The organism is Caballeronia sp. LZ008 (assembly GCF_031451435.1).
Classification (GTDB): domain Bacteria; phylum Pseudomonadota; class Gammaproteobacteria; order Burkholderiales; family Burkholderiaceae; genus Caballeronia; species Caballeronia zhejiangensis.
In genome coordinates this window covers 1-12,423 of record NZ_JARUXK010000010.1, presented here as the reverse complement: position 1 = coordinate 12,423, position 12,423 = coordinate 1, and the positions used below count along the sequence as shown (strand labels likewise).

At 60.7% G+C, this 12,423-nt stretch carries 10 protein-coding genes and 1 pseudogene; all 11 read right to left on the bottom strand.

All coding sequences use genetic code 11. From position 1 onward, the window contains the following. Positions 1 to 240 (bottom strand): annotated as a pseudogene (locus tag QCE49_RS33415) (type VI secretion system lipoprotein TssJ); the annotation flags it as partial. Positions 241 to 358: 118 nt separating this feature from the next. Further along, the gene (gene tssJ, locus QCE49_RS33410; RefSeq protein WP_175983084.1) at positions 359 to 892 is read right to left on the bottom strand and encodes a type VI secretion system lipoprotein TssJ; all 534 of its coding nucleotides are present in this window, start codon (positions 890 to 892) and stop codon (positions 359 to 361) included. 8 nt (positions 893 to 900) lie between these two features. Beyond that, the gene (gene tssG / locus QCE49_RS33405) at positions 901 to 2,031 is read right to left on the bottom strand and encodes a type VI secretion system baseplate subunit TssG (protein ID WP_175983085.1); all 1,131 of its coding nucleotides are present in this window, start codon (positions 2,029 to 2,031) and stop codon (positions 901 to 903) included. Then, positions 1,995 to 3,854 carry a type VI secretion system baseplate subunit TssF gene (tssF, locus tag QCE49_RS33400; RefSeq protein ID WP_250460703.1) on the bottom strand — a complete coding sequence of 620 codons (1,860 nt, stop codon included), beginning with the start codon at positions 3,852 to 3,854 and terminating at the stop codon, positions 1,995 to 1,997. Before tssF ends, tssG begins: the two co-directional genes overlap by 37 nt. Positions 3,855 to 3,861: 7 nt before the next feature. Beyond that, the gene (tssA, locus tag QCE49_RS33395; RefSeq protein ID WP_250460701.1) at positions 3,862 to 5,445 is read right to left on the bottom strand and encodes a type VI secretion system protein TssA; all 1,584 of its coding nucleotides are present in this window, start codon (positions 5,443 to 5,445) and stop codon (positions 3,862 to 3,864) included. Next, on the bottom strand, positions 5,442 to 8,975 hold the full coding sequence (locus tag QCE49_RS33390; RefSeq protein WP_250460691.1) for an ImcF-related family protein: 3,534 nt from the start codon (positions 8,973 to 8,975) through the stop codon (positions 5,442 to 5,444). The genes tssA and QCE49_RS33390 overlap by 4 nt, the downstream gene beginning before the upstream one ends. Beyond that, positions 8,972 to 10,207: a hypothetical protein gene (locus tag QCE49_RS33385; protein ID WP_250460689.1), complete on the bottom strand. Its 1,236-nt coding sequence runs from the start codon at positions 10,205 to 10,207 to the stop codon at positions 8,972 to 8,974. Before QCE49_RS33385 ends, QCE49_RS33390 begins: the two co-directional genes overlap by 4 nt. Before the next feature lie 3 nt (positions 10,208 to 10,210). Further along, a complete protein-coding gene (locus QCE49_RS33380; RefSeq protein WP_250460687.1) occupies positions 10,211 to 10,468 on the bottom strand; it encodes a PAAR domain-containing protein in 258 nt (85 codons plus the stop codon). A 600-nt stretch (positions 10,469 to 11,068) separates the two neighbouring features. Beyond that, a complete protein-coding gene (locus QCE49_RS33375) occupies positions 11,069 to 11,545 on the bottom strand; it encodes a hypothetical protein (RefSeq protein WP_250460684.1) in 477 nt (158 codons plus the stop codon). Beyond that, a complete protein-coding gene (locus QCE49_RS33370; RefSeq protein ID WP_250460682.1) occupies positions 11,545 to 12,249 on the bottom strand; it encodes a hypothetical protein in 705 nt (234 codons plus the stop codon). Before QCE49_RS33370 ends, QCE49_RS33375 begins: the two co-directional genes overlap by 1 nt. Then, positions 12,236 to 12,423 (bottom strand): hypothetical protein (locus QCE49_RS33365; protein ID WP_309806853.1); only part of this gene is annotated, 188 nt, incomplete at its 5' end. The genes QCE49_RS33365 and QCE49_RS33370, both read right to left, overlap by 14 nt.

Here is a 12,423-nt window from a genome sequence, read left to right as displayed (position 1 = left end):
CACCACCGTCGAAAGCGGCTGGCCGGTCGCGTTCTCGTTCAACGCGGCGCGACCGTTCAGTTCGACGTTCATCGACTTGACTTGCGTGGTGAAGAGCCATTCGGCTGCGCTTACCGTGCTGTCCTTGGTGGCCTGCCATGCGCCGCAGCCGGCGAGCGTAAGCGCGCCGATGAAAAATAGCGCCGAGTTCACGCTTCGGGTCGCGCGGGCGACGAGGCCATCGCCGCGTAATTCGTTCAATCTGTTGTGCCGCATTGCTGTTTATTGTCGATTTCGATTCGGTTTGATGTTTGAAGCCATCGGTCTTTTGTCGCGACCGCCCTTTAGCTACGATGGCGACGACAGACGCTGCCGCACGTCATTTCTTGCCCGCCTTCGCCTTGCTTTCCATATCGAGCTTGCTGTCCGCCAGCGTCAGCTTTACCGGCGCGTCGTCAGGGAGCTTCCTGGCCGCGATGACCTGCTTCCAGCCGCCCGCCTGATCGGCGTTCCGATAGAACGCGGCAATCGCGATGAACGCGGTCTCCTTTTGCATCGGCTGCGACACGCTCGCCGATGCGCCGGGATTGACCACGGCAGACACGCTCGCTTGCAGATCGCGCCCAAGCACGCTGCGGTCGTGGTGGAGGAGCTCGTTGAACGACGCGCTGTCGAAGCGCGCGCGATCCTTCAACTGATAGACGCGCACCGCCACCGGATGCGGATGGCCCGAAGCGTCCGGATTCAGGTCGGCACGGGCGCGCATGTCGACGTCGACCGCTTTCACGCGCCAGTCGGTCATCGCTTGATAAGCGCTCGTGGCTCCGTCGGAGGTCGCCTGCCAGAGGCCGCAGCCTGACAGCCCGAGAATGAGCAACACCGCGCAGGCCATTTGATTCGGTTTCGACATCATTCGGCCTCTCATGCGGCACGCGGTTCGAGGTACGGGTTCGGCTGCGGTGCCGGAAACGCTTCGCAGACGCCCAACTCGACCGTGATCTCGCGTTCCTGCCGAACGGGCAGCACCACCGTCCAGCCCAGACGCGGCGATACGGGCGCACGCGCTTTGCCCACCATTGGCTCGGGCGTGAATCGCGAGGACATCTGCATGCGCAGATGCACGTCCGCCTTCGTGCCGATATAGAGCCGCGCCAGCGCCATCAAATCGCGATGGAGCCACGCACCAGGCAACAAGTCGTGCGCCTGTTGCGCGTTCGTCGGACGCAGCGTCACGCGCACCGCGCGACTGCGGTAATGCACGCGCTTGCCGAGCACGTAGCCGCCGCCCAACCCGCGTGGCTTGCCTTCCATCATCGCTTTCGCGCTTAGCGGCTGGCCTTGTCCCGCGCGCCTCGCCACGGGCCAGAATTCGTCGACGCGCACATCCACGCCCGGCGCACCCAAAGCGATCACGCCCGCCAGCCCTTCCGGCGTGCGCGTGCGCTGAATGAGCAGACCAAGAAGCGCGAGCATGCGGGAGTCGGGCAAGCCCGCACGCGCGGGTTTATTGCCCCAGCCGAAGCCGGCGAGACACAGCAGGTTCCTTGAGTACGGATCGGCGCCGCCGTGCCGGAAGGTCTCCGGGTAGCGGTACTTCTTCCACGCGCGATACAACAGCGTCACGAACCGGTGATTGAACTGGTCCAGAAACGCTTCGACGGCTTCGTGCCCTTCCTCGCGCATGGCGATGTCGTCGAGGTAGTGCGTCGGCATCACCGCGTCTACGCCGTACAGGCCCATGAAGGTCGTGCGGATCGTCGGCGGCAGCGGTTCGCCGTATCCGCCGTCATCGAGGTCATCGAACTCGACGGCAGCGATTTCGCCAGCGGGAAAACCCATGCGCGCGCGCGACCGGAAACGCACCGGCTCGTGCGCGGGCGTATCGCGTTCACCGAAACCGGGACGATCCGGCGCGCTCGCTTCGAACAGCCGGCACAACTGCATGAAGTTCATGCGCGGGGCGCGTGCGAGCAACGCCGCGACCAGCGGCTCGACATTCGGAAAATCGCGCGGCTTCATAGCGGCGCCCGATGCGTCTTGCTGCGCGGCCATTCGATGCGCGCCTTCGATGGCAGCGTCACCAGCGCGAGCTTCGTGAAGAGGTTCACCTCTGCATACAGCTCGAAGAAGCGATGCAGCAGCTCCCCGAACAACATCACATCGCCTTCGCCCGAGAACGCTTGCGAATCCAGCGTGACTTCGACCAGCACGCCGCGCTCGACCGCGCCGCCCGTGATCTCTTCGAGCAATTCCTCCGACACATGCAGGATGCCCGCCAGCCGCCTTCGGTTCAACTCGTCGTTGGTCCAGTCGTAGAGCGCGAGGGCGCCACGCAGCACCTCTGCGTTCATCATCGACAGGAAGTTCGGCGCGAGATGCGACAGCACGCGCCATTGAAAGCGGTCGCCCGTGGGCGGATAGAGCGGTAATGTGGGCGCCACGAGATTGCGCACGCCACCGACGTTCGGCGTACTCTCGGCGAGTTCGTCCAGACGTGCTTCGCGCAGGCCCTTGCGCGGCAGCAGCCCGTTGGTGCCGGTCACGCGCAGCGACAGGCTTTCCTCGGGCAGATCCGCCATCGACTCCCATGCGTTGCCGCCCAAGATCAGCCACGTTTCATGCAGACCATCCAGCCCCGCGCGCACCCGCGTATGGAAATACCGCTCGGGCGACTCGTGCCGCAGCATCCCGCCGCGATGCCGAAAGGTCGCGAACGGCACGTACTCGTAGCGCTCCGAGGTAAGGTGATCGAACGACTCTACTGCGTCGACGGAATACGTTTCGACGTGCCCGCCCTGATAGCCTGCCGGCACCACGCGATACTCGGTCTCGTGATGATCGATCGTGACGGTTTCCGCGTCGAGTTGAAACAGATTGATGACCGGCGAACAGAACAGGCGCACGTTGTCCTTCGTGAAACGCTGGTCTGACGGATACGCCTTCTTGAGCACGAACTCCAGTTCGAATTGCGTCGATGCTTCGGGAAGCTGATTGAGATCGAATCCGCAGATATCGACGAAGAGGAACTTCTCGCGGAACGTGAAGTATTCGAGCAGCAGTTGATAGCCGGAAAACGCGGCGTCCGCCTTCGGCCACAGGCGTTCTTCCGGCGAGAAACCCGCTGCTTCGAGCGTGACGCCCGAGAGCGCGCGCGCCTCGCCATCGCGTATTTCCGGCACGCGCCATTCGACCGATTCGACATGGCGGGTAAGCGCCAGATGCATCGCGAAAGCCGTCGGAAGTTCCGCGCTCAAGTGAAGGCGGATGCGGGACAGATCCGTTTCCGCCCGACGCGTCGAACGATCCAGCTCGAACGCGATGCGAATGACCGATTTGCCGTCGTTCCGCACGGCGGGGCCGGCGCGCGCGATCTGGATCGGCTGAAGCGTCACGGCCTGCGTCGTGCGATAGAGGCACTGCACCGTCTCGGGCGTGATGCCTTCACCGCCGTCCTTCGGGACCGGAATCGGCGCGGACCGTACAGCCACGCCCGCGGGGACGAGAATCGTGCTCTGCATCTTCTCGCCGAGCGGAATCAGCTCCACGACCGACAACGACGGAATCATCCGCAGATAGTGCGGCCACAAGAGGCTGACGAGGCCTTCGGTCAACTCGGGCAGTTCGTCGTCGAGCTTCTGCTGCAGACGGCCGGTCAGGAACGCGAAGCCTTCGTAGAGCCGCTCGACATACGGATCGCGGTCGCCGACGCGGTCCAGATTGAGCATGCGCGCACGGTCCGGATGCGCGCGGGCGAATTCGCGCCCGGACTCGCGCAGATAGCGCATCTCGGCTTCGTAGTAGCCGAGCACCGGATCGTCGTAACGGCTGTCGACATCGGCGTTCAGATCGCCGTCGATTACGTAGGGGTTCTTCATTGCCTTGTTATGAAAGCGTCAGCGCGCGGGCGGGATCGAGCACGGTCAGTTCGTTGCGCAATTCGTTGATGCGCGAGCCCAGAGCGATTTTGTCGGCGTCTTTGCGCGTGGTTTGCGTTTTGAGCGCGCGCATCAATTGCTGCTTTACTTCGAAGACCAGCGCCGGTTCCCAGCGCGTGAGCGGCAGCGAGTGCGACGCGGCGTCCAATTCGGCGAGCAGCGCGAGCGCGGTATCCGCACGGCCCGCCGAGTCGGCGACGCGCGCCATCACCAGGCGTTGCAGATATCGATGGCGTTCGGTCTTCATGCCCGGTAACGCATCGAGCCACGCAAACGCCGCTTCGATGCCTTCGCGTGACGACAGATCGCGCGCTTGCGCTTCGATTTCGGGCCAGTCGCCTGCCGCGTGCTCATCGGCATCCGCGGATACCGGCAGCGACGCCACGCTCTCGCCCGCTTCCAGATCGCGCACCACGGCGTGGCGGGCGATCCATTCGAGCGTGGCGTCGTCGGCGAACGGAGTGCCGTCGTTGAACGCGAGCCGCTCGATGCCCGGCAGCCGTTCGAGGAACAGCGCGAAGTCGGCGCGCAGCAGATCGCGCCATGCGTTGTAGGGCGCGCCCACGTTATCTAGCGCGACGTGCTGGAAATACTGCAGGTCGAACCACAGATGGTTGACGCCCTCCATGAACGCGCCTTCGACGCGTTCGAGCAGTTCGTTCCACTGTTTCTGCAGCACGAGCCGCTTGAAATGCTGGCGGATTTCGCTGCGTGGCGGCTCGATCCGCGTGCGCCCGCTCGCATCCCCCGGCGGCACTTCGTGCAGCGTGTCCCAGCGGATGCTGCGCACCAGACGCGCCGCCGGCAGATAGCCGTTTTCCTGATCGCGCAGCCATGCGGCCATCGTGCGTGCCTGGTCGAGCAGATCGCGTGCGGAGACTATCGGACCGGATGACGGCAGCGACGAGCTTGCGGGAATCGGCGCGCTCGCGCTCGGTTCGGCGCTTTGTATGGCGTCGTCGTGGCGCTCAAAGCGCGCGACGAGCGCCTGCAGGTTCGGGCGCGCGCCTTGCGCCCATGCGTTGGTGCGCCCGACGATCACATCGAGCGCGGCGATCGCGCGTTCCAGATCGGCGGGGGCGAACGCGCCACGGGCGTCGAGCAGATCGAGGATGCGCGCGGTCGCCAGCATCTCGAGCGCGCCCTTCCTCGCTTCGGCACGGGATGGATGCACCGACTCGCCGAACCGGTCTACCAAGGCGGCCGTCAGTTCCAGCCCATCGGCAAAGCCTGCTGGCCCATCCTGGCGCAGACGCGCGAAGGCATAGAAACCCGCCACGCGCAGATCCTTGCCGACTTCCTTGGTCAACTGCTCGCACGCGCGAACGATCGACGCGTCGTCGATATTCGAGAGCTTGCCCGCTTCGTCCTTCACTTCGAAGAAGGCATCTTCATAGCCGGGATCGCGGCCGACGCCGTTCTCGCCAGACAACGGCGTGAGCCACGTGTTCCATGCATCGAGACGCGCTCTAGTGAGCTGCTCGGCGTCCTGAGACGGGAGAAGTTTCTTGAGCAATCCGGCCAGCATCATCGACCTCCCGGCAGCGGCACGCCAACTTTCTGCGCCGCTGAGAACGCGCCTGGCGGTAAGGGCGGCGGGTTCGGGCCCGAACCTCTCTCAGCAACGGACTTTGTCATGAAGATGTGCGTCGGCAGCGTGAAGTGGCGCAGCGCCAGCACATCGAGCGGCCCCGCGCCGCTTTCAGCGCGCAGTTGCACCGAAAGGGCCGGACCCACGCCCTGGTCGGGCGTCCACGACAACACGTAGCGCGCGTTGTCCTGCTGCGAGACCTTGGCGCGCTCCATCAGACGGATGAGCGCAAAGCGGCCTTGCGCGTACATCGTCGAGCGCAGGCCGCCTTCCTCCGTTTCCCATTGAAGCTGCGCGTCGTTATCCAGCGCCTGGCCTGGCCATTCGAACGGCACCCACTGTTCCATCTGATTGAAGTAATGAAGCTGCTGTCCCGATGACACCAGCTTCATGTCCGTGATGCCCGGTGTGGGCGCGCCGCGTAGCTCGAAGCGCACGCGGGCGTCGCCCGAGGGAAACAGCGCGGTCGATACACGCGTCAGCTTGTTCAGCGCAGCGAGGAACGCGGGATCGAGCGTCAGCGTGCCCTGGTCGGATCCCTGCGCCGCGACCCACTGATCACCTTGACGCTTGACCACGCCCGCCAGTTCCGTCGCCACAAACTGAGCGATGACACCGTTATCCATTCGCATGAAGCGCGCCATGTCGGGCAGCGACGCGTCGTTGTCGGAATCCGCGAACGGATAGCGTCCGCCAAACGCGCGGTTCCAGTCCGCCAGAATCGACGTGCGCCAGATCTCGTTCAGGCTCGATGACGCGGGCTGCACGACCACCTGCCAGGTCTGCTCGAGCGGCGCTTCGAAGAGCCGGCCGAAACCCGACCATTGCTCGCCGAGACTCGCGGCCAGCCGGCTCGCGTAGTCGCGACTGTCGGCGATATCGGATGTCTTGCCTTGCAGCACGGCTTGCGCGGCCGCGCGCGACATCGCGTCCGGATCGGCGCTGGCCATCATCTGCTGCGTCTTCAGGCGCATGGCCGTCACGCGCTCCAGGTAGCGCGGCAGGCTCAGTTCGCCGAGCGCGGCGCTCTGTGTCGGCGACTTCGCGTTGGCCGGTGCGGGCGCGGTGAGATCGGCGCCCGTCAGACGCAGAATCGGGCCGAAGGCGACCGCCAGCGGAGCCAACTGCGGCTGCGCTTGTTTCGACGGATCCTTCTCGTCCTTGCCCGCCCACTGCTGCGCCTTTGCAATCAGATTGTCCGAGAGCGATTGCGTCGACGCGCCCGCACTCGCCTGATAGACGATCGCGTTCATCAGCGCGACCAGCGGCGAGCGCCGTGGATCACCAAGGAGCGTCAACTGATCGACCGTACCCGAGAGCGACGATGCGCTCTGCCAGCGGATGCTATTCAGAAACAGCGCCCATGCGCGCGTGTAGTCGTTGAAGTAGCGCTGGCGCAGTTCGGCTTTCAGCGTCGAAGGAGCAGTGTTGTCGAGCTTGGCGTCGGAGAGCACCCAATCGCCCGTGACCGTGCGCTGTTCGCTCGCTTCATCGATCGCCTTCGGGATGCGTTCGTCCCACGCCGCGCGGGTGAAAACACCGGGCACGGTCGCCGTTGTGTTGAAGAGGCCGCGGCTTGGGTGATCGCCCAAAAGCGTGGCGAGCGTCACCGGTGGGTACTTCGGCTTCGTCTCGTCGATGATTTGCTGGTAGATGGCGTCGGTCGAGTTCTGGATGCCGCGCACGCCGATGATCGTCTGGCGGGCGGCGGCCACGAGCGCAACGTCCGGGGTGATTGCAGCCGCTGAGTCGCGCTTCAGGTGGCTGGCATAGAAAGCGATTGCGTGCTGGCGCGTGTCTTCCCACGTACCCGGCGTCACCGATGCGTTCGACGGGCGCGCCGGTGCGTTGGTGGCGAGCATATGGGCGCTCAGAAACGACGCGTCGGCGTGCTCCGGGTGAGCGAGCATCAGATACGTCTTGAGCGTGTCGTACGCGGCTTGCACCTGCGCGTTGCCGCCGCTCGCGATTTCCGCGTCGGAGAGCGAAGCGAGTTGTCGCAGCCGCTCCTCGAGCTTCGCCTGGATCGGTGCAATGAGTACGCGCGAGGCGGCCTTTTCGTAGGCCGGCCAGAGGGCATCGTAGAGCGCAGCGTCATGATTCAGGCCGAAGCGCAGGTGCCACGGCGCGCCTTCCGCGCGATGGGTTTCGAGCGTGTCGAGTTGCTTGTCGAGCGCATCGAGCGCGAGCAGGGAGTGCGTGGGGTCTTGCGTTGACGACGCTTCGATCAGTGCGGACGCCGCCTCCTGCATCGCAGACCGGTTCGAGGCGAAAGAGATCATCGAGCCGAGCAGCCAGACCGCGACTATGGCGGTGGCGGCCCATGCCGCCGTGGTCGACCATGAGAAGCCGACGCGACGGCCATAGAGTTTGCGGCTGTGCGCGGCAATGTCTTTCCACACCGCATGATTGAACAGCGCTGCGCGTGACGATTCCGTCCAAGCCTGCTTGCGTTGTTCACCACCTTCCGATTCGCGCGCGTAAGGAATCGCGGCGAACAGCAAACCATGAATCGCAGTGCGCCATATCTGGGGGCTTCCGACGCGCACAGCGAGATCAGAAAGGGCTGCGCGCAATTCCTCCAATCGCTGCGCCAGTTCCGCAACGACCCCATCGTACGGATCGAGCGAAAGACGCGCAACACCCAGATCGGACAAATCGCCCGCGAGTCGTGCAAGTGTGCTTTCGATGTACTCCTTGTCGGCGGGTACGCTCGTCCAAACATGCCCGACGCTTTCGTCGTGCTTGAATACAGAACCTTCGCATTCCGTCAAATTCACTAAATACGTGGGCGCGGCCCAACGCAAGACGCGCGCATGTCGCGTCAAGCGTTGTCCGACAGTCTCTGCGTCGAACGGATTGTCGATCAAATCTTGGGTGTTTGTGACCTCCACGATTGCATCGATTGCTCGACGACCGCGTAGTTTGCGCAGCCCATTGAGCCAGTTTATATCCGGTTGCCCGTCACTCTGGCTTCCACTTAACAACAGCGCATCATCTACGAGATGCCAGCCAGTGGCTGGAAGACCCGGCACTAGCCGCTCTACCAGCGAATGGTCCCCATTCACAAGCAGCCAGCGCGCTTTATATCTCCAGCGCATACCATACCGATCACGCAACGCATCGCGCAGCGATTGCATGCGTTTCGAGATCTCATCTGTCGCGATTCCGGCTCGTCCGACGCGCGATTGACTCTCCTTGTTCTCATCGTAGCGACGAAACCAGCGAATCGCCTTCAAAGAAGCGGTCCAAAGCACCGCTCCTTCAATTAGCTTCACGAAGAGGAGAAGAACAAGGAACACCGATAGCAACGAAAGTTCGGCGATGATTAGCCCGGGACCCGACAGGCCGACGCTCGGCCCCTTCACCGCCAGAGTCAGGGCAAGCGCCAAATAGATGATGACTATAGCGATCCCTATGAACAGCCAGACGGGTGTTTCTACTTTCTGCTTTTCTTTGACTGCCTTCACGTTTCCTTCCTGCATACCAACGCGATCAATTCATTATCCTGGGCACACAGAACCAGTTGAGGGTTTGCGGTCGAATCGGCATTGGCCGCAGCAAGCGCGCTGGCAAGCCACTGCCCGGCCCCCGCGCAGTCACCGACCGAAGCCTCGATTTGCCGCCATGGTGTCCCCTCCTGAAGACTTGCGGCACGGCGTATCTCGCCAAAATCATCGGCCGGCAAGCCTTGAATCCACATCGAGTCCAGATTCTTCGTGTCTGCTTCGCCCCAACGACTCGCAAGCCCGAGCACGTTTCCCACCTCGTTTTTCTCGCCCCGCGCGGGACGGTGAAGGCGCAGCGCTTGAACATTCGTGCCTTTCAATGATGTCGGTTCGCCTAGCAACAGAGCCGTCCCGACCTCGGCTACCCCAGCGTCGAGCAGTGTGCTGATGGCTTCACGAAGTTGCATTGCAATCACCAAATGAAGCACCTTTTCGTCCTGCAGATCCAGCCATGCATCCGTGGCGAAGATTGACAACGTTTGGTCGTATTCGACTCGCGTCTTGAGCAAAGGGTGCCGTTTGTATAGCTCCCGGCGCACGTGCTTCACCACGCGCTCCGGCTTGAGCCGAGATTGAAGGCAGAGATGCACATGCAGCGACATATCCCACGGAATATCGGCGAGAGGCTCCGCGAGATCGTTCAGGAGGCTCGCAATGAGCCAGTCGCACACAGCCAAATGACGCGTATGCTCGCCGAGCTCGTTGCCTGGATAGAACGGCTCTCCCGGCACGTCGATCCATCGGGCATGCACGTCTTTGCCGGGGAAGGCCCCACTCGGGCGTAGTTTCGACTCAACTTTCCCTCCCAGAAGGCTTTGTAGACTGTTTTCTTCCTTGTCGGAGGAAAACCGCCAACCGTAACCGAAAATGGCCAAAGGACGACTGGCCGCGGTATGACATGCCTGTTCCGCCTGTTCGCTGACCCAGTTGCGAGCAAGTGCCGAGTGAAGCGCTGTATGTCCATAGGCCAAGCTCGCGGCAAGCAAAAAGCTCCATCCGAGAACTGGGTAGCCCACCGCGCACAGCCAAAACCAGGCACTGGCTACCGGACTTCCACCGGTCCAAGACAACACCGTTATAGTCGCACCGATGCAAAGCGCCAGGCATAGCAACGCAAGCCAGAGCAGAGCGGACGGACGTGGCGCCATGGGCACGTCGGCCCGCGGCGGGATTCGCTCGAAATCAATGGGCATTGGCTAACGGACGCACGCTCCACTTGGGGACTCGATCAGATACGCGCCACATTGCGTATGATCGCCGTAACGCGAGATCGGCACCCTGCCGTCTTTGACGCGTCGACTCCCCTCGACGATCGGGTTGTCGCCATGCGTCGGGCATGAAACTATGGCTCTGACACGAGCGGCTCGCCGCCCCTTGAGCTCGATTCGAGCTGAACCTGTCAGCACATTGCCGTTCTGGCTGGCGGTGTCGCCTTCGTAGACAAGCCCTTTCATAGTGTCTGTTTATCCTTACATAATACGAGGGTTTGAATTCCATTTATGGCTCGCCACGGAATACATCTTCCATTGATAAACGCTTTTTTGGACAACCTATTTCTCTAACGCTCTCTATCTGCGAGCGCCTTTGGTCACGCGAACCACGACGCGACGCGGGATTTATCCCTTGACGCCCGCGCTTCAACCTCGGGTATCTATATTATCTAAAAATTGGAACTGGTAGACCATGAAAACCAGCTTCCCAATAAGCGGCTGTGAGGTTCAGTTTAGCCACCGAACGATCCGTAACTTCAAGAGCGATTAACCGGAGCAACACCATCACGTTGCGATTCGTTAACGTTAACGAACATATGACGACGCCTACGGCCGCGAGGGCATCATGTTTTAAATTGCTTGTTTCGTGACTTCATTTTTTACAATTAACAGCCCTGAGAACTTATCGCCACAACTTTTTAGCCGATTTCCAACGCCGCGCGGCGCCGTTCGCTTGAGAATGAGCCTGATAGCTTATTCATTAAGTAGGCGTGAGCACGGTCTCCAGTGACCAAGGAGACTTAATTCAGCAAGCTCCCATACTTAATCAGACCATATAAACTTTTATTTAGCACCTATGTCCCTAAAATCTTCTCGCGGTAAGACTTCGTAGCCCCTTTGTCGTACTGACGCGTCATTGTCGCACCGACGGTCGAATACCTTTCGACCTTTTCTAAATGCGATCACTCCAGCGCTGGAATCGCTTTCATCCCTCGCCAGCACCATTCTGTCGAACAAATAATAAACGTATCCGTCGTTCTCGAAACGCACATGCACCTCGCCGCCACCAACCAGTGGCCTAGACGATAAATAGAACTTCGTCTTGCTGTCTTTGGGTGATAATTCCATACGAACTTTCTCTCGCAGTCCTGCTCGATAGATGACAGAACCATCACTCGACTCGCATAGCGAGCTCGTCGACCGAGAAAATTCACAATTAAAAATTACCGCCTCTTTAGTTGAACACAACCCTTCGGCACGAGCCGTATCACCACATAAAAGTTCGAATATGCCTGCGGCAAGTAACGCAAATTTTTTCATTATCGCTCCGCTGGCAGATTCAGTAATTGTGCGATTCGATTGAATCTTGCCAATCGATCAGCAAGCCCCTTTTGCCCGCCGTTAACTCTTCTCGTAACATTGACCACGGTTGCGCTGTCGGCGATCGCGTTAAGCGAATTTCTAGACCAAAAGACGTAGGCAGATTCGACTGCATAGTTTAGATCTGACAATAACTCTGGGAACTGAACGAAATCCCTCACGTCCTCGGGCGAACGACGATTATGCTCTTCCATGAATGATCTGTAGTTCGCGCGACCAGTGGTTTGGATGAATCCCCGTCCGCGATACTTATAGCCATCCCCACTCTCTTCGTCGCCATTTCCATTTCGATTTGCGTAAACGTAGTTCGCAAGATGTTCTGAATTGTACGCATAGTACTCAGATTGCGTCCAAAGCTTATCCCTCAGCCTACCCATCGTGCAGTCATCGCAACCTTCATCGTAACGTTTCTCTCCCCCCTTGCATCCGAAAGTCCTTCTCATTTGCTTCGGACTGTATCTAAGCCTTTCTTCCGCAGCCCGAAGGAAGCTTTCGTGAGCAACTTGAGACAGAAAATGTGCAATCCTTCTAGGAGAATCGACGGAATATAATCCGGCATAATCGTTAATCGGATCCAAAATTGTCTGGTAATATTCTCTCGAGTTTTCAGGTCCAACCGCTAATAGCATTTCAAGCGAGATCAATCGAGGCTTTTCCTGAAAATTCCCCACCAATCCCACAGGATGCACATGAAACACATCCGCCTGAGGAAATCCCGAGAACCTTCGCCTTCACCTCATCCCACCACACGAGCTTCTCGATACGCTTCTGCTCTTCTTTGTACTGGGGGTTCGGCGTGGCGTTCTCGATTTCCGTGT

Bases quoted from the DNA above. Each gene is read 5' to 3' on its own strand.
- tssJ (WP_175983084.1), bottom strand. From the start codon at position 892: ATGATGTCGAAACCGAATCAAATGGCCTGCGCGGTGTTGCTCATTCTC.
- tssG (WP_175983085.1), bottom strand. From the start codon at position 2,031: ATGGCCGCGCAGCAAGACGCATCGGGCGCCGCTATGAAGCCGCGCGAT.
- tssF (WP_250460703.1), bottom strand. From the start codon at position 3,854: ATGAAGAACCCCTACGTAATCGACGGCGATCTGAACGCCGATGTCGAC.
- tssA (WP_250460701.1), bottom strand. From the start codon at position 5,445: ATGATGCTGGCCGGATTGCTCAAGAAACTTCTCCCGTCTCAGGACGCC.
- QCE49_RS33385 (WP_250460689.1), bottom strand. From the start codon at position 10,207: ATGCCCATTGATTTCGAGCGAATCCCGCCGCGGGCCGACGTGCCCATG.
- QCE49_RS33380 (WP_250460687.1), bottom strand. From the start codon at position 10,468: ATGAAAGGGCTTGTCTACGAAGGCGACACCGCCAGCCAGAACGGCAAT.
- QCE49_RS33375 (WP_250460684.1), bottom strand. From the start codon at position 11,545: ATGAAAAAATTTGCGTTACTTGCCGCAGGCATATTCGAACTTTTATGT.